This window comes from uncultured Prevotella sp. (genome assembly GCF_946407605.1).
In the GTDB taxonomy this organism is placed as follows: Bacteria; Bacteroidota; Bacteroidia; order Bacteroidales; family Bacteroidaceae; genus Prevotella.
The window spans coordinates 1-16,505 of sequence record NZ_CAMJOS010000046.1; the positions used below are offsets into that span (position 1 = coordinate 1).

At 45.7% G+C, this 16,505-nt stretch carries 16 protein-coding genes; 11 read left to right on the top strand and 5 right to left on the bottom strand.

The window, feature by feature from the left end:
- Positions 1-355 precede the first annotated feature (355 nt).
- The 3 genes from Q0R57_RS13560 to Q0R57_RS13570 form a co-directional block, all read right to left on the bottom strand.
- The gene (locus tag Q0R57_RS13560) at positions 356-457 is read right to left on the bottom strand and encodes a smalltalk protein (protein ID WP_294745395.1); all 102 of its coding nucleotides are present in this window, start codon (positions 455-457) and stop codon (positions 356-358) included.
- Positions 458-598: 141 nt separating this feature from the next.
- Positions 599-1,195, bottom strand: coding sequence for a DNA-binding protein (locus Q0R57_RS13565; RefSeq protein WP_294748799.1), 597 nt, complete (start codon positions 1,193-1,195; stop codon positions 599-601).
- A gap of 654 nt (positions 1,196-1,849) precedes the next feature.
- A complete protein-coding gene (locus Q0R57_RS13570; RefSeq protein ID WP_294748801.1) occupies positions 1,850-2,062 on the bottom strand; it encodes a hypothetical protein in 213 nt (70 codons plus the stop codon).
- Positions 2,063-2,579: 517 nt separating this feature from the next.
- Between Q0R57_RS13570 and Q0R57_RS13575 the strand changes: the two genes are divergently transcribed.
- Genes Q0R57_RS13575 through Q0R57_RS13590 form a run of 4 tightly spaced genes read left to right on the top strand, consistent with a single transcriptional unit; the run spans position 2,580 to position 6,773 of the window.
- Complete coding sequence (locus Q0R57_RS13575; RefSeq protein ID WP_294748803.1) at positions 2,580-3,647, top strand: DNA adenine methylase; 1,068 nt, start codon at positions 2,580-2,582, stop codon at positions 3,645-3,647.
- The gene (locus Q0R57_RS13580) at positions 3,604-4,509 is read left to right on the top strand and encodes a Dam family site-specific DNA-(adenine-N6)-methyltransferase (protein WP_294748805.1); all 906 of its coding nucleotides are present in this window, start codon (positions 3,604-3,606) and stop codon (positions 4,507-4,509) included. The genes Q0R57_RS13575 and Q0R57_RS13580 overlap by 44 nt, the downstream gene beginning before the upstream one ends.
- Positions 4,510-4,522: 13 nt before the next feature.
- Entirely contained in the window at positions 4,523-6,376 is a 1,854-nt protein-coding gene (locus Q0R57_RS13585; RefSeq protein ID WP_294748807.1) for an AlwI family type II restriction endonuclease, read from the top strand.
- Between the two features lie 25 nt (positions 6,377-6,401).
- A complete protein-coding gene (locus Q0R57_RS13590) occupies positions 6,402-6,773 on the top strand; it encodes a hypothetical protein (protein ID WP_294748809.1) in 372 nt (123 codons plus the stop codon).
- A 187-nt stretch (positions 6,774-6,960) separates the two neighbouring features.
- Here Q0R57_RS13590 and Q0R57_RS13595 read toward each other — a convergent pair whose 3' ends face one another.
- Entirely contained in the window at positions 6,961-7,863 is a 903-nt protein-coding gene (locus tag Q0R57_RS13595; protein WP_294748811.1) for a DUF3800 domain-containing protein, read from the bottom strand.
- A gap of 171 nt (positions 7,864-8,034) precedes the next feature.
- On the opposite strand from Q0R57_RS13595, the gene Q0R57_RS13600 reads away from it, so the two are divergent.
- From Q0R57_RS13600 to Q0R57_RS13630, 7 genes are all read left to right on the top strand, one after another.
- Positions 8,035-8,583: a hypothetical protein gene (locus Q0R57_RS13600; RefSeq protein WP_294748813.1), complete on the top strand. Its 549-nt coding sequence runs from the start codon at positions 8,035-8,037 to the stop codon at positions 8,581-8,583.
- Complete coding sequence (locus Q0R57_RS13605; protein WP_294748815.1) at positions 8,573-9,028, top strand: hypothetical protein; 456 nt, start codon at positions 8,573-8,575, stop codon at positions 9,026-9,028. Before Q0R57_RS13600 ends, Q0R57_RS13605 begins: the two co-directional genes overlap by 11 nt.
- A 345-nt stretch (positions 9,029-9,373) precedes the next feature.
- On the top strand, positions 9,374-10,033 hold the full coding sequence (locus Q0R57_RS13610; protein WP_294748817.1) for a hypothetical protein: 660 nt from the start codon (positions 9,374-9,376) through the stop codon (positions 10,031-10,033).
- Between the two features lie 50 nt (positions 10,034-10,083).
- Positions 10,084-10,377: a hypothetical protein gene (locus Q0R57_RS13615; RefSeq protein WP_294748819.1), complete on the top strand. Its 294-nt coding sequence runs from the start codon at positions 10,084-10,086 to the stop codon at positions 10,375-10,377.
- Positions 10,374-10,907 (top strand): hypothetical protein, encoded by a 534-nt coding sequence (locus Q0R57_RS13620; RefSeq protein WP_294748821.1) that lies wholly within the window; start codon positions 10,374-10,376, stop codon positions 10,905-10,907. The genes Q0R57_RS13615 and Q0R57_RS13620 overlap by 4 nt, the downstream gene beginning before the upstream one ends.
- A complete protein-coding gene (locus Q0R57_RS13625) occupies positions 10,865-13,402 on the top strand; it encodes a BT4734/BF3469 family protein (protein ID WP_294748822.1) in 2,538 nt (845 codons plus the stop codon). The genes Q0R57_RS13620 and Q0R57_RS13625 overlap by 43 nt, the downstream gene beginning before the upstream one ends.
- Before the next feature lie 87 nt (positions 13,403-13,489).
- Positions 13,490-13,906, top strand: a complete 417-nt coding sequence (locus Q0R57_RS13630) for a hypothetical protein (protein ID WP_294748825.1) — start codon at positions 13,490-13,492, stop codon at positions 13,904-13,906.
- An 80-nt stretch (positions 13,907-13,986) separates the two neighbouring features.
- On the opposite strand, the gene Q0R57_RS13635 is transcribed toward Q0R57_RS13630, so the two are convergent.
- The gene (locus Q0R57_RS13635) at positions 13,987-16,440 is read right to left on the bottom strand and encodes a glycoside hydrolase (protein WP_294748828.1); all 2,454 of its coding nucleotides are present in this window, start codon (positions 16,438-16,440) and stop codon (positions 13,987-13,989) included.
- Between the last annotated feature and the right edge of the window lie 65 nt (positions 16,441-16,505).

The window sequence follows — 16,505 nt, forward strand, 5'->3', positions numbered from 1 at the left end:
TCGATGCCCCTACCACCATTCACCCTGTGGAGCAGTTACTCTCCCCAGAGAACAATAGCGTTCAGTTTGATGTACCTCCATACTCGCTGAACATCATTCGGCTTACAGCTCCAGCCAAGCCCTAACAAGCGTTAGAGAAAGAATCACGAGGGACGGAACTTTGATTCATATCCAAAGTGCACCAATCCTTGCGGATTGATGCACTTCTCTGTTTTCGTGTTGCGGACGGGTAGGGGATGTGTGGACGGGCCGTCATCATAGGGGCAAGCCCCTACGCTTGGTTATTTGTCCCCTTCGGGGCCTCTCGGTCTATCCTCCCGTCACCCTTCACCCGTCACCCTTCACCTTTGACCTCTTACAAGACTCCCATGCAAGATGTCGTTCCCAGCGCCGTCAGCGCTGCCGTCAGTATCGATACGATAATCTGAATAACTGTCTTCCAACTTTCTTTCTTCATAGCTAATTAAAATTTTAATTGTTATTGGTTAAAGGTTGGGGCCCCTTTAATCATAGGGACAAGCCCCTATGCTAGGTTATTCGACCCCTTCGGGGCCCCTTGGTCTATTCTCCCTTCACCTTTCACCTTTCACCTTTCACCTTAGTTATACCCGTTGTCACCACCACCTCCGGTGTTGTCACCATTCGTGGGATTCGAGGGATTCGTGTTTGAGTTGTCGCCACCGTTCTGGGTGCCTCCGTTCTCCGTAGATCCGTTGTTCCCAGATTCCGTAGAACCGTTCTCCTCGGGGTCTTCCACCTCGCCAGAGGTTGAGGTCACACGCTTCACTTCCTTGCCGTTGCGGTCGATGCAGGAAATCTGGATGGCGGTGTTGGCCAGCTCGTCCTTCAGATCCACGCTGGGGGTGAAGATGATGCGACGGCTCGAGATCAGACTCGTCTTCACGTCGTTGACGTTCTCCACAGCCTTGCTTCGCAGACCGAAGCGCATGCTTCCCAGTCCGGGCAGCGCCACGCTGTGGCCCTCGGTGGCCCATGCCTTGATTACCTCACCGGCTGCATCCCAGCAGGCCTTCATCACGCCCTGACTCACGCCGCTGCGCAGAGCAGCCTCCTTGATGACCTTTGCCTGCGTCAGGGTAGAGTACATCTCAGGCTTCATCACATAGCGGTACTTGCCCGCCGATTCCTTGTCAAACTTCAGCAGTCTTTCCACTGCCTTTACCTTAAGTGCCATAATTGTTATAAATTTTAAGGGTTGTAAAAATTTTTCCTCTTCCTTAAAACCTATTCCTTTGTTCCTCGATTTTGCGGTTATACTATGCAGAACTTCCTCGTGCACTAAGAAAAATTTTCTCTATAGCCATCCCGCAAATTTTAGACGCTTTTGTCCTTTTTGCATCTATGATGCAAAGGTACAAAATTTTCATGATATATGCAAGTTTTTTGGCTACTTTTTTTCAATTTTCAACTATCAATTTTCAACTTTCAATTCCCATCGAGGTTATTCACTTATAACTTATTCACTTTGGACATCTGCATTCTGCGATTTTCTGGAAACAGAATTTTTATATTATATATATTATATATAATATATATAATATAAGATATAATTTTAATAAATTATATCTCTACCCTGTCTTGTCACCCCTTTTCCTCATCCCTTCCATCCCTTTCGGTTTGAAAAACCTAAATGTCCAAAGTGAATAACTGAATAAGTGAATAACTCGATTAAGTGAGAGCAATGTGAACTTGCTCAAATATTGCCGAACCGAGTAAGCAGTGAGAGCCATGAGAGCTAGCTCTCTAATGGCCGAGTCGCGTTCGAGGTCGGTGAAGTCAACGTGAGAGTTATCGACGAAGTCAATATGTTCGGGTATGGTGCTGCTATCTACATCTTATCTATCAAGCTGTCCACACTCCACCCACAAACAGCAATGAAGAAGTCATCGGCATGTTCATCCGTCAGACACAAGTCAAGCAGCTGCCTGGCTTTCTTGTCGTAGGCCTCGTCATCGTTGTTGATTTCATCTACCAGCACTTCTACAAATCTCTCCAACTGCGCTTCGTCGTTGAGAATGTTTTCAATTCGTTCCCTATCCATCTTTTTTGCTGCAAAGGTAACAATCAAAGCCGAAAAGTCGGCAGATATTTACAAATTCCAGGCTTTACCAGGACGTTTTAACAGAATACCGATTATTTAAATAATGTGTAATTTCTGCATGAAATCGCATTATTCTCAAAAAGTTTTTGTACTTTTGCAATCAAGTACTGGCTAATCGTCGTGACACGACGCTTGCCTGATGGCAATGTTTAGATCCTCAGTGGAGGTACCGGTGCGATTTTAGTGGTTAATAATAAACGGCAATAGCTGGTTATCGAAGGTATCTGGGAACGTAGGAAATTCACAAGATACAGTATAATGGTAACGGTACAGCTTTATTGCTCGCGTTTCGGCGCGGGCTCTAAGCTTATCTCCATTATACGGGTTCTTCCTACGACCTCCAGATACGGATAAGAGCGAGAGTTCGCGCTTTTTCTGTGTCTGATTGTGAGGTTGTGGAATATCCGTAACATATGTCGATAAGCCATGCGACGGCCATAAACGACAATAGGTGTTTATGGACAATAGCATCGAAATGCGACGATTCCCTTTGGAGAGTCGTCGGTATATAGGTTGTAAAACCAAGTTGGTGGACTGGATATTCAGCCTCATCGACGAGCAAACCCATGATGTCCATTCTTTCTGCGATATTTTTGCAGGTACTGGTGTGGTGGCTCATAGGGCTTTGCAGACTTATGAGCGAGTGGTGGTAAATGACTTTCTCCACTCGAACAATGTAATGTATCGCGCTTTCTTTGCCCCTGGCGAATGGAGTGAAGAAAGGGTACTGACCATCATCAACGAGTTTAATGATATCAATCCAACAAAGATTGGTGAGAACTACTTTTCCAAGAACTTTGGCGGAAAGTATTTTTATCATGACACAGCAAAGATTGTGGGTTACATCAGAGGCAGATTACAAACTTTGCAGAAAGACTTGACTGATAAGGAGTATGCAGTATTGATGGCTTCGCTGATATACAGCATAGACCGTCACGCCAACACTATGGGTCATTTTGATGCCTATCATCACAAGGCACCAGTAGCCCACCAATTCCAGATGCGAATGATAGAGGCCGAATTGTATCGCGGTGTGGAGATTCATCAAGAGGATGCGAACCAATTGGCACGACACATCAATGTAGATTTGACGTATCTTGACCCTCCTTACAACTCACGTCAATATAGTAGGTTCTATCATGTTTACGAGAATTTGGTGCAATGGAGGAAGCCGCAACTATACGGCACAGCCCTAAAACCCAAGGAAGAGAATATGAGCGACTACTGCCGAAATGCTGCCTTCACTGCATTTACGGATTTGGTGAGTCATATCAACAGCCGCTATCTGGTGGTTTCATACAACAACACTTACCATTCTAAGAGTAGTTCTTCAGAGAACAAAATCAAGTTGGAACAGTTGGAAGAAGTGCTTAATAAGTGTGGTAGAACACAGGTATTCAATCACGAGTTTAAGGCATTCAATTCAGGTAAAACCGAGTTTGACGATCATCGTGAGTATTTATTCATAACTGAAGTTGACAATGAGAAACGGAATCAGTCGTTCCCCAATGTTCTACGTGGGTGATAAGTATAAGTTGATACGCGAAATCCGTACTCACTTCCCCGGCCACATCAACAGACTAATAGAACCGTTTGTTGGTGGCGGTTCGGTGATGATGAATGTCGATGCCGGTGGTTTTATATTGAACGATATTGATAGCTATGTGATAGGTCTGCACAGAATGCTTTGCGACTATGTCGGCAGGGAACAGGACTTTTATACTGAATTCTATCGCATTGTTGAGCAATACGGACTTTCGCTTTCATATCGTGAAAATCCTGTTCCGCAGGAGTTGAAAAAAGCCCATCCCAAAACCTATTTTGCGAAATATAACAAGGAAGCTTACAGCCGACTGAAAGCAGATTTTATTGCTGGTGGTCAACAGAATTGGATGCAACTCTATGTTCTGTTGATTTATGGATTCAATCGTATGCTGAGGTTCAATAAGAAAGGGCTTTTCAATCTTCCGGTTGGCAATGTGGATTACAATCAGAATACCCACGATGCTTTGGAAGATTACTTCCGCGTGATGATAACAAAGCAAGTGGAATGGCACAACGAGGACTTCCGCACGTTCTTGAACGGTATTGATTATGAGGTAGACGATTTGGTCTATCTCGACCCGCCATATTTGATTACTTTCAGCGAATACAATAAGTTGTGGAACGACGAGACGGAGCACGACCTGCTGGCATTGCTCGATGACATGAATGCTCGTGGTATCCATTTTGCAATATCTAACGTCACTCACTATCGTGGGCGCACGAATACTCTCTTTTTAGAATGGTCTGAGCACTATCACAGCCATCCTATAAATAGCAATTATATCAGTTTTAACGACAACAGCATCAAACAGTTCAACGAGGTGCTGGTAACTAATTACTAAAGACCTACAGCCTATGGCACGAAAAGTAAATCCTGAATATAAGCCTCTGCTTTATACAACCACGATGCGCAATCCTGGTAGATTGAAGTTTATGCTGTATGTACTGAATAAGTTTGAGGGACAGTTACTTGATGATGAGCTTGCCTCTAAGATATGTGGTGAAACAATCCGTTATGGTCTATACAGACCTATGAAAAAGATTCCTTCTGTTCAAAACAAATGGGCATCAACTTCTAATGGAGAATTTAGCGAGTATATGCTCAATGACGAAGAAGTATGGCTGATGCTTCAAGGTAATCCTCAAAGTCACAAAGAAGCAGGTTTTGCAAAAGGTTGGCCTTCACGTTTTGCTACTATCTATGATTTAACGAAAGAACTTGGCTTGGCTTATTATTGGCCAGGCGAACCTATTGTTATATCACAGTTGGCTCATCATCTGCTCAAATCGTTTGATATAGAGATAGAACCGGAATCGGGATTTGTTACAACAGAAATATCCCATCCCGAATATGAACAACAAGTGTTTTTGCAAGCTATGGCTAAGTCACAGCGTAGAAACCCATTTGTTCGTGTATTGAATGATAATATTCCCCTGATTCTTTTGTTGGAAACAATACAAAAAATAAATGCAGATCCTCGATTTAATGGCTGTGGAATGTCAAGACGCGAACTGCCATTACTGATATTCTGGAAAGACAACAATTCTGAAGCACTCTATCAGCGTATAGTTAAACTTAGAAAAGAACACAGATATGACCCAAGCGACGAAGTAATTTGCGACATTTGTTTAAAAGAAATTATGGAGGGTAGTTTCAAAGATTTCAAAGTGAAATCAATTGTTGATGAATACCCTGATGAATTTATCCGCAAAATGCGAATGACTGGACTTTTCTCGCTTCGCGGTGCAGGTCGTTTCATTGATATCAATAAGAACGAAAATGAGAAAGTCGGTTACATCTTATCACATTATTCACATTATAGGCATTTCGATGATGAACGTGAATATTTTGATTATATGGCCGAATTGGATACGAATCTTATTCAAATATCATCACATACTCTATCAACAACTGCCAGCGAGAAACTACTCGACAACTGGCTAAGAGTATACAATTGGGCTATCATTAAGAAAGAACTTACAAATCTGGCAGCCAAGAAAAGCAGTACTGATAACGTATTGAAGTTGCTGGCTGCTCCTACACGATTGGAATTTCTAACTGCACTTGCTATCCGTTGTAAGATGCCAGATGTAAGGGTAGTTCCTAATTATAGTTGTGATGATGAAGGACTACCAACATCAACAGCGGGAGGTAACAAAGGCGATATTGAATGTTATGAACAGCAGAATGGTGTATTGGTTGAGGTTACGATGGCATTAGGAAGAACACAAACCATGATGGAGGTTTGGCCGATTGAACGACATCTTTCTGATTTTCAGAAACGTCAGAAATCTCAATGTATCTTTGTTGCACCTTCTATTTATTCGGATAGTGAAAGACAGATACAATTCATAACCTTCAACTCAAAGGGTGAAAAGAAAATACGTCCATACGACATTGAGCATCTCCTTATCTATTTGGAAAACAGCCCAAGCCTCTTTGAGTATACTATTGTCTCATTATTTGATTCGCCACGTTTGGTGTCACGTGCCGACGAGTTGATGCATGAGAAAAACGGCATAGATATTTTGACACTTTCCAGAAAACTACAAGAGGATTTTGGACAGGAATATGGTTCAATGAGTGTACGCCAATGGTATGTAGTAACCCGTGAATATGTGGAACGACAAACTATGAGATATGATATACAAGATAATGAGCCTGTTATGTGGATGGCTGCAGAAGATGCGCCTTGGGAAAGTAAATAATATAACTAACTAAAAATAAAACTATATGTATCATAGCTATTTTGGAAAATTGGGACAACTTCGTTTCCCTAAGCCTGAGGATTATTATCGTTTCCTCGGGTATCTCGCTCATGCTGATATAAAAGTTGTATATGAGTACAACGAAGATACTGGTTCATGGGGGAATGCTGGACGTATTTGTTTTTATACAAGTCGTGTTCCCCGAAATTGGGGAAAAATAGCATACCGTGAGGGGCGCGGAGATTCAATGTGCTACAGAATCAACTGTAATGATTTCGTGGAGAATATAGTAACAGACCATGGTTTTACTTATGGCGGTTACCAAGATGTAAAAGCTATACGAGAAACAATACCTGCAAACTATCTAAAATTCTTTGATGAAGGATATAATTGGTAATATGTGAATTAGCCCCGATAATGGTGGCTGATTGTCTTATTTTAGCCAATAATTGATAAAAAGTATCTTTAAAATTTGGAAGTTTCAGAAAAACTCCCTATCTTTGCACTCAGAAAATAGTCCTTTGCAACTGAAAGGTTACGTTGACGTAGCTCACTCGTGTAGGTTGTACGGGGCTGTTTCTGTTTTATAACGTTTCGTCAATTGGCTCTTCTGCCTTCTTCCTTCGCGACTCGGAAAAGTCCATGTAAACTTGGCTTTTCGCTCGCTGTTTAGTCAGTTCCTCATTCTTTATATAGTTGCGCGGTACAAAGTTCCAGTGCAGATATGGACGTTCCCACAGATCAGACTGTTTAGTGATAGGTGTGGTAATGCCGATATTGAAGCCCGAATGTAACTGCCATATCTTTGTACGGATGTATTTATAGATGCGCTCCTTTACTATGTTACGTTTGGCTCGCTTTCCATCTATTCCACGATCCTTGTGCTTGTCATTCAATCGGAAACACATAGAGCCAAGCACCAAGTCCATCACTTGTAGTGGTAGGTGCTTCTTTGAGTTCACTTCTGCAACATCTCCTTCTTTGATTACGATGTTTGCCTTTTGGAACGATTTCAGTTCGTTAAGATGATAGATGGCTTTCAGAAATTCTTCTCTTGCAGAGCCTTTCAACGGCATATCATCAATAAGGAGTCTGACGCGAACTTCTTTGCCTGTTGGGTTACTATAGATTAGTCCAAAATCGTTTTTGATAAACTGGTAGTACAACATTGGGTACTCCTTTCTTCGCTGTTCGTTGGTCAATCCTACAGCTTCATACTGGCGGTGGCGGAAAAACATACGCATTTTGACCTTACCCTCAACCATCAGGGCAAAGATTACATCGATAATTTTCTTATAGCGTTCTTCAGTGTATTCATTTACCTTTTGCCACTTAATCTCCTCATCTTCTAACCCTTGTTCTTTCACAACTGCCGACAAACGTGAGAGCACCTCTTCGTGATGTTCTGACTTGATTAATATTCCGCCATAGAAATTGGCGTAATACTTCCCTGTTGCATCGCTTTCGTCTGTCCAGATGTAATACATAACACTATCAATATTTAGATGCAAAGGTACTACTTTTCTCCGAAAAACATGATAATTATGTCGTTTTATTGTTAAATTCCATCAAAAATGATGGTACCAGATGGTGTTTGCCATCAGCGGTTTGGCTTAGATGGCGAAAATTCGTAATTTTGTAGCCAAAAAGAATAAAAGATGACTCAAAAAGAAGCAATTATTGAAGCTCTAAATCGTTTAGGCGGTAAGGCTAGCCTTAACGATATCTATCGTTTTGCATATACACTAGCAGATTTTTCAGGGAGTAAAGATTGGAAAGCAACAATACGTTGGTATTTGCAAAAAGAAACAGATTCGTTTCGTTCTACTAATCGAGGTAGCTGGGAACTTGTATCTTATCAGGAAGAAATCGCAAGTCGCGATAAACGTATCAAGGAGTTAGAAGAAGTGAACGCGCGTCTAAAATCAGTTAAGACAGAGGATGATTTCGTTGTAAGGTTTGTAAAAAAGGTCAAGCACAATTTGAAGCGAGATAAGAAGACTGTTGAGGAAATTAGGAAATTGATGGATGCTCTTGGACGTTCGGATGCTGATAAGGAATTAGATGATTGGCTTCAGGGTAAAGACAAGAAAGTGGTGAAACAGGTGACCAAGAAATATATTCAGAAAAACATTAATAGTCAGGTATTTACAGGTAATATAACGGAATCAGAGTTCAATGGTGGAGGATCGGACAATGAAGAATGAAAAGAAGAAATTGGAGTTGGAGACCCCAACGGTATACCAGACTAATGAGAATTGTCAAGTGTTTACAGGCCCCATTAGTGGTTGTGTGTTTGCAATGCCTGGAGCTACGGTAAACCAATCACCTGTGCAACAAATAGCTGCAGACAAAAAGATTGAACAGAAAGCAGAACCGGCAACTACAACTCTTTGCGATGAGATACTTTTCAAATTTATCCACCCGGCTATAACCGGAGAAGAGGAACGGAATATTCACGAACAGGTAAAGAAACTGGTGACTCGTCAGGGCATACAGGAGATTTGTAAGTATCTTACGAAGTTGGAATCAGAGGAAAAGATTTATTTGCCACAGAGTGCAGATACGGCTTATACGGAGTTGGTACGTATGGGAATGCCCAGCGGTGATGGATTCAGTATTAAGACGTTTATGAAATACTATAAGAAGTAAGTCTTTAGAGAGCATAGCAGCATCATAGCAAGCATCAGAATCAACGAGGTTCTGATGCTTTTTTTGTGCCTTGACGGAGGGAAAAACGGAGAATATCAGAGAAAAACAGAGAATATCAGAGAAAGTTGGAGAATGTTAGAGACGGCCTCTTTCAAACCCTATCATCTGAAATCATTTGTAACTACTTTTGCGCTTGCAAACCTGAGGACGCTCAGAATCAGTTTGCAAGCGCTCTTTAACTTATTGCTACATTTTCACCGGATGCCCACACACATACGCACGAACATTATTTATTCACTATAAAGGTCGCCTGAAAGGGGGCGACGTAAAAGAATCTTTTTTATTATGACAAGAACAGAGATACAGGAATTCAAGAGATTCCTACATGTACGTAACATCTACGTGATGTTTTCACAGAACTATCGACAGAACCACCTATCGGTGAATCCTCCTACCTTGGAGGCTTATCTGGAAAGAGCCAAGGCCGAGAGCGTGATACCTCAGGCTTTCATCTATCCTAAGACGATTTACGGCAAGGACTTCTGGCTGTCCATTCACGAGGAGTGGGTAGAGAGAATCAGAGAGCAGCGGGCCGACCGCAGCGAGACAGCACAGCTGGACAGCCTGGACTTGGAGATTATTGACGTCAAGTCGAGAAGCAACTGCCTAGGACTTCCGAAGAACACTTGTTCGCTGAGTCTGAGAGGCGGCAAGCGGTTCACGCTGAATCAGGAACACTCGAGGATGATAGCCAAGAAGCTGTCGACCCACATGCTGCTGACCAGGAGCCGCCAGACTACCGACGTGGTGCTGATGTTCAACCGGACACGAGGCGTCGAGGTGAAGTTCAGGGCTGGTACCAGTAGTCTGCAGTTTAACAATGCTGAGCTGGCCAACCATCTGGTTGAACTCTTGAACCTCGATCCCGAACAGGAGTATTTCCATTTAGGGATTGAGCTTCTGGCCGAGACGAAAGACTATTTATTGTTTATGATAAGGAAATAAGATATAAGGAAAAGGAACCACGAATTACACAAATTTCACGAATTGTTTTTATGGAAGCAACAGTAAGAATTTTGAATCAGTCGGGACTGATGACACGACAGTACCTCGACAAGAAAACGGGTGACCAGAAAGTTATCAATTCTGTAACCCTGAAGTTGACGGATGGTTTGAACACTTTCCTCGGTGAGATTACCGGCGAGAGGGCGGTCAACTGTCCGAAGTATGATCCTCAGTATCTGTACAAGGTACAATGCTCGATGGTGGTGCGTGAGTGGAACTCTCAGCAGACTGGCGAGGCTATGCAGGCTACTACGATTTACGTGGATAAGATCGGGATGGTATGACTTTAGAGTATCTTGAGATTATGGAAGAGATGAAGAAGCAGGAGAAAGAGGTGCAAGGCGCCTCTTCTCCACGCAGGAAGCTGCAGAAGTCGTTTAAGTCGAACACCAGAATCTATGATGATGGTTCGATTGAGGTTGACCCACAGGCTCAGGGCGAGCCAAGTCAGAAAGACGTGAAGAAGGTGGGGAAGTCGAAGAGGTATATCACCTCGGGTAAGAACCCGCTGACGTGTGTGGAACTGAAATGTCCGGAGGAGGTGCCAGACAAGGCAGCCTATTTCCGAAAAGAGTTGGATAAGCTGACGAAGGACATTCAGATTGAGAAGCCAGAGCTGCCAGACGGTGAGTTCCTGGTTAACAAAGAATGCCTGAAGGTGTGTCTTGTTAAAGGTGAGCACCCCCAACTGATGGCTTGGCTCACATTCGAGGTCGAAGGATTATTGGACGTAAGGAAGCAGCTATACCAACTAACAAGTGAGATTGACAAATGTTTTGTTATCAACGAAGCTTCGGTCTGCCAACAGAGATAGTTAGTAAGGAACAGTTTCGGGCGCTTATCACGGCGCCTGAAACTTTCAGAAAAGTCAGGGAGGCTCGCGAGGCGCTGGCTCGGGGCGATAAGAACGCCTACGACAACAAGAAAAAGGGCCTGCCCTTCGTGATTTTCATCGCTACGTATGATGAGTCGGACAAGATGTTCGAGAACAAGCAGACTGGCGAGAAAACCATTAAGAGAGGCTGTTGGCGCAGTCAGCATCATTGTCGACTAAATGGTTTGTGCGTCATCGACTTTGATCATGTTGAGGGCGATGTACGCAAGGTATGGGAGGAGGCTTTTGCAAAATTGTCTGATGAGGACAAGGCAAGGGTGCTTTTTGTGTTCGTTACACCGTCTGGGCATGGCTTGAAGGTGGTCTTTATTGCTGATGCTGCCATAGGCAACCTGATTGACAACCAGATAGTGTTTTCTAAGAAACTCGGACTGAACCCCGATGAGGCTTGTAAGGATGCCTCAAGGGGAGCGTTCCTGACTACGAGTGAAGATATTATTTTTATTGACGAAGAAAAACTGATTACGTATGAAAGCGAAGATTTTGGTAAGAAGTATAACGAGGAATATCATGCTGGTAAGTCTCAGCCTACTATTGACGCTGCTGAGAGTGATTCTGGTAATCGTGGTGTATCCACCATACAAACTGCTGGAGAAAACCAACAGGGCGTATCAGGAGGCGATGGAGACTACTTGCGGATTGCTGAGCCTCTGACGTATAACAACGTGCCGTTCCAGACGATTATCGAGGCTTGGGCGACACAACGCTTTGGCGCCAAGGAGGGTGCTTCGAGGCATGAAGCCAGCGTGGTGTTGGCTCGCGACCTGTATATCATGACAGACCGCGACAAGCAGAAGACACTGGCCCTGCTGATGGTGCAGCCCTGGGTGAAGCAGATAGTAGAGGAAAGGCAGGAGGATGTGGAGCGTACCGTGAATAATGCTGCCGACTACGTGACGGCACAGGAGAGCGAGAACGCCAAGAAGGGTAAGGCGTGGCTGCCGAAAATCTCGAAAGAGATGAAGGCTGCCTTGGAATCTTCGGGGGCAGTTGCGCAAGAGACAACTTTCAACTCTCAACTTTCAACTGTCAACTCTCAAGAAGACGATGTTTACTCCCAGCTGCCGCTGGACAAATGGGCTGAGGAACTGCAGGAGATGTCAGAGTATTACCCCTGCATGAAGGAGCTGTTTCTGAATGCTCACCCTCATAAGATGCCTGCCATCCTCTTTTCTTCTGCGGCACTATTCGGTACGCTGATGACCCGGGCTTACTACCATTTCTGGTATGAGCCGGAGATAGTGCGCCGACTGAACTACTGCATCTTTATCATTGGTGACCCGGGTGCTGGTAAGAACGTCATTGAGAAGTTCTACTTCAAGATTGCAGACCCGATGATTCAGGCTGACCAATGCCTCATAAATGCGGTGAACCGCTACAAGGATGGCAGAACGGAACGTGCCACTTCTACCAAGGCCCAGAAGGGCGAAGCCCTGAAAAAACCTGTAGTTGGCATTCGTATTCACCCTGCCCGTACAGCGACAGGTGAGTTTATCCGCCATATGTTGTCGGCGGTAGAGACAATAGAGGGAAAGCCGATGAACATCCACATGTTCAGCTTCGACTCGGAACTGGATAACGTCACCAAGAACAACAAGGGTGGCGACTGGAAGGACCGAGAGGTACTGGAACTGAAGTGTTTCCACAACGAGCAGGACGGACAGATGTATGCCAATACTGAGAGCATCACGGGTATGTTTAATGTGTATTGGAACTTTATCTACACTGGTACGCCATATGCCCTGCACCGTAAGGTAAACCAAAGGAACTTCGGTACTGGCATGAGCACCCGACTGGCTTGCATTCCGCTACCCGACAAGGGTGTGGCAGCGCGATACCAAAAGGTTGACCCGATTGCCAACGAGGCGCTGCGAGAGTGGGCTTACCGCTTGGATAGAGTAGAGGGTGAAATCCCCATCGAACCATTGAATGACGAGACCTACGAATGGCAGTCAAGCCATCTGGAGATTGCTGAGTTCAACGGCGATAAGGCGGACCGAACCTTGCTGAAGCGTATCCCATATTACGGCATCGGCATCAGCCTTCCGTTCATTCTGATGCGCCATTGGGATGAGTGGCAGGAATCTCGCACTTTGACGATGGATGACACCGACAAGCGGCTCTGTCGTCTGGCAATGGAAATCCAATACCGCTGCCAGCAGTTCTTCTTCGGCGAGATGGCATTCAACTATTTTGCCGACCAGAACAAGGAGTTTGTGGTAAGGAAGCGCAGCACCCGCTACAGCGAGTGTTTCCGCAAATTGCCCGACGAATTCAAGACGCAGCAGTTTATGGAGATATTCGGTGTCTCGCAGTCGAGTGCTTCGAAAGCCATCACAAGGTTCCGCAACGATGGAGTAATTGAGGTGGTGAAGTATGGCATCTATAAGAAAACGGTGAGTGAGTTGCCTTAATGGCAACTAATTCACTTATTCAGTTATTCACTTTGGACATTTGTATTTTTTGAAACTTGAATCTTGAAACTTGAAACTTTATAAATTATGTTACCAAGAGGATTTAGAAATTGTAATCCACTGAATATCCGCAAAAGCAAGGACCAGTGGAAGGGCCTGCGAGCCCAACAGACAGACGCAAGCTTTGCACAGTTTGAAACGATGGAGTATGGTTGGCGGGCAGCCTTCGTGCTGCTAACGCGCACCTACTATCACAAGTACCGTCTCTACACCATTAGAGGCATCGTGAGTCGATGGGCACCCGAAGCTGACCATAACGATATGGCGGCGTATATCGCCAATGTGTCGAAGCTCACCGGCATCGGTCCTGACGAGCCACTCGGCATACCGTCGGAGCGTCCTGCCCGCTGGATGATGCTTGGCGCCGCTATGGCGGTGCAGGAAAACGGCACCTCTGTCTTCGACTACTTCGCCATGCTACGAGGATGGAACCTTATCCTCTGACACAATAATAAACGAACAGCGGGACTTTCGCCTCGCTGTTCGTTATAAAAAGACACATAGGGACTGGTCACTGCCTGTTGCTATCTCACCACTACTTTCTTTCCTCGGACGATATAGATGCCCTTGGAGAGTGACTGACGATTGTCAATCCTGCGACCAGAGAGGTCATAGATCTTTTTGCTTGTCGCGGTAGCCGTGACATCGGACGGTATTAGTGTCTCTTCGATGCTGTTCTGCTGCTGGGGTGCTGCAAGGGGGAATAGCATCCATTGGCGATGGATGGGCGTGGTGTTGCTGTCCTGATACTGCCAGATGTTGACCGTCGTTCCGGCTGCTGTCGACTCATTGGTCAGGTCGAACCCGTGGCTGTGTCCCTTGCTGGCCAGAATCTTATAGTAAGGATAGTCCACGGTGTCAATATAAAAGTCCTGTTCGCTGGCCTCACTCTTCTGTGCCGTGAGCGAAGAGCTGCTACTGCTACGATGAGCCGTGAGCCTCAGCCCAAGGGCGTTCTTGAAGCCGTAAGTGCCGTTGCCAAGGTCGGAGAGCGTCCAGCGCTGGGCATCCCCGTAATCGATATCCTGAATGGTGACCTTACTGGCAGTGGCCGTAACGGCACGTGTGGTCTCATGACGAGGAATGATCAGGTACTCGCAGCCGTCGCGCAGCAGATCCGTGGCTGTCACCTTCGTACTATGCGCAGGAATGATAAAGGTCATAATAGACTGGGCTGGCATCACCACCTTGAGGTCGCTGCCATTGAGGGTGATCCCATTCTTGGTGCTGACCAGGTTCTCATTAGCAGAGGTGCGATAGGCCTTGATACTGCTGAGGGCAGGCAGATCAGAAAAAAGCGACAAGTCGATATTATGTACGGCCTTGGCACCCTCGTTGAGTACCACCAGCACCAGCGTATCGCGACTGGCATTGACAGCTGCCAGGGACTTGGAGCAGGGCGACGTGATGATGTCGTAACCATGCTTGATGAAACGCGTGCATTGCTGACGCACATAGTAGTTCTTCACCTTCGCGTAGGTCTGGTCGGCAAAGCTGCCTCGGATGGTGCACCACTGGTCGTTGGCCTCCTCCATATACTGCCAGTCAATCCACGCTTCCGGCTGTATGTAGCGCATATCATCAATCAGACGTTGTGCCAGACTGAGGTTACCGCCAATGCCATTACCACCCGAGCCCGTCTCGCTCATCCAGAGGGGTTTTTTTGCTTGATGAGCCAGGAAAGCCAAGCGGGCACGGTCGGCATTGCTGCCAGAATAGGTATGCGTGTTCCACTGTCCCACCTTCGACAGCACCCCTGCGTTCTTGTATTGTTTGAATCCCTCGACCGACAGTCCCACGTTGGTCTCGTCGGAAGCAGAGATGACAGTATTAAGACCTGAAGCCTTGAGGATAGGCTCCAAGACACGGATGAAGTTAATCTGTGACTGATAGTCGAAATGGCAACCCTCCTGCGGGCCATTGGCATACCAAAAGCCCGTGACCGACTCATTGAAAGGCTCCAGCGTCTTGAACTCGATGCCGTACTCGTCCTTATAGTGTTTACAGACATCTACCACATAGTGGGCAAACTCCTCGTAGTACTCCGGCTTCAGGTTGTCCTTGCCGCCATCGGCATTGCCGCTGACACATCCACTGTAGGTCATATAATAAGGACACGAGTTGCTGAAGGCCTCGAAGACCGCGTCTGGACGCAATTCCTTGATTTTTAGCATGATCTTACGCTGGGCGGCATCACGGTCCCAGTGGTACTCATCGCCACTGAAGTCTTTGAAGCCCTCCATCTCGGCACGCAAGCCCTTGCCTTTGCCCATGTGGTGAAGGTCGCAGTGACGGTTCTCGGGGTCATCACCACCACCGATGTTATAACGGAAGTGCGAATAGTTAAGACCCGTGGGACTGGTGAGCCACTTGATGATCTCGGTGATTTTCGAGTCCGACCACTTTCCGCACTGTCCTGCCCACCAGCAGAGCGACACGCCCCAGCCATCGAAATGCTGGCGCACCAACTGCGGATTAATCATATAGGCAAGCGTATCGGTGGGCGGTGTCGTATTGACCTTCGTACTGAAATACCACAGATGCTTGATGTCGGAGCCGTCCTTATTGGAATAGACCTTCTGGTGTCCGTCGTTGCTGTCGGTACCCAGGTATCCGTTATTCGCCTTGCAGCGCAGTTTGACGAACGCGCTCATACCCTGCTCGATGGTAAACTTAGCCTCATCCAGTGACGAGTCGGCAATGAACTTCGTGTTCCACTCGCCTGTCTTCGACAAGAACATCTCCTTTCCGCTCACCTGAATGTTATAATAGCCCTTTCCATCGGGAACGATAACCATTTTCTGCGGACTGGACTTGGTGGATGCCTCTATCCAGCCTCCATTGTCGGTTCCCATCTCCAGATGGTTGCCACTACTGTGCAGGATATACAACGTCGTGGGCTCACTGAAACTGGTCTGAGCCATAGCGGCAACGGTCGCTGCTATGGTGACTGCAAATAAAAATACCGTTCTCTTCATGGTGGTAATAAATCCTAAATTCCGCAGCACTTTAATTTAACTTTCTTTATAAGTACCTGAGCAAC

What these genes read in the sequence shown, in the direction of transcription:
- Q0R57_RS13560 (WP_294745395.1), bottom strand. Translation starts at nt 457, where the DNA reads ATGAAGAAAGAAAGTTGGAAGACAGTTATTCAGATTATCGTATCGATA.
- Q0R57_RS13565 (WP_294748799.1), bottom strand. Translation starts at nt 1,195, where the DNA reads ATGGCACTTAAGGTAAAGGCAGTGGAAAGACTGCTGAAGTTTGACAAG.
- Q0R57_RS13570 (WP_294748801.1), bottom strand. Translation starts at nt 2,062, where the DNA reads ATGGATAGGGAACGAATTGAAAACATTCTCAACGACGAAGCGCAGTTG.
- Q0R57_RS13575 (WP_294748803.1), top strand. Translation starts at nt 2,580, where the DNA reads ATGGACAATAGCATCGAAATGCGACGATTCCCTTTGGAGAGTCGTCGG.
- Q0R57_RS13580 (WP_294748805.1), top strand. Translation starts at nt 3,604, where the DNA reads ATGAGAAACGGAATCAGTCGTTCCCCAATGTTCTACGTGGGTGATAAG.
- Q0R57_RS13585 (WP_294748807.1), top strand. Translation starts at nt 4,523, where the DNA reads ATGGCACGAAAAGTAAATCCTGAATATAAGCCTCTGCTTTATACAACC.
- Q0R57_RS13590 (WP_294748809.1), top strand. Translation starts at nt 6,402, where the DNA reads ATGTATCATAGCTATTTTGGAAAATTGGGACAACTTCGTTTCCCTAAG.
- Q0R57_RS13595 (WP_294748811.1), bottom strand. Translation starts at nt 7,863, where the DNA reads ATGTATTACATCTGGACAGACGAAAGCGATGCAACAGGGAAGTATTAC.
- Q0R57_RS13600 (WP_294748813.1), top strand. Translation starts at nt 8,035, where the DNA reads ATGACTCAAAAAGAAGCAATTATTGAAGCTCTAAATCGTTTAGGCGGT.
- Q0R57_RS13605 (WP_294748815.1), top strand. Translation starts at nt 8,573, where the DNA reads ATGAAGAATGAAAAGAAGAAATTGGAGTTGGAGACCCCAACGGTATAC.
- Q0R57_RS13610 (WP_294748817.1), top strand. Translation starts at nt 9,374, where the DNA reads ATGACAAGAACAGAGATACAGGAATTCAAGAGATTCCTACATGTACGT.
- Q0R57_RS13615 (WP_294748819.1), top strand. Translation starts at nt 10,084, where the DNA reads ATGGAAGCAACAGTAAGAATTTTGAATCAGTCGGGACTGATGACACGA.
- Q0R57_RS13620 (WP_294748821.1), top strand. Translation starts at nt 10,374, where the DNA reads ATGACTTTAGAGTATCTTGAGATTATGGAAGAGATGAAGAAGCAGGAG.
- Q0R57_RS13625 (WP_294748822.1), top strand. Translation starts at nt 10,865, where the DNA reads ATGTTTTGTTATCAACGAAGCTTCGGTCTGCCAACAGAGATAGTTAGT.
- Q0R57_RS13630 (WP_294748825.1), top strand. Translation starts at nt 13,490, where the DNA reads ATGTTACCAAGAGGATTTAGAAATTGTAATCCACTGAATATCCGCAAA.
- Q0R57_RS13635 (WP_294748828.1), bottom strand. Translation starts at nt 16,440, where the DNA reads ATGAAGAGAACGGTATTTTTATTTGCAGTCACCATAGCAGCGACCGTT.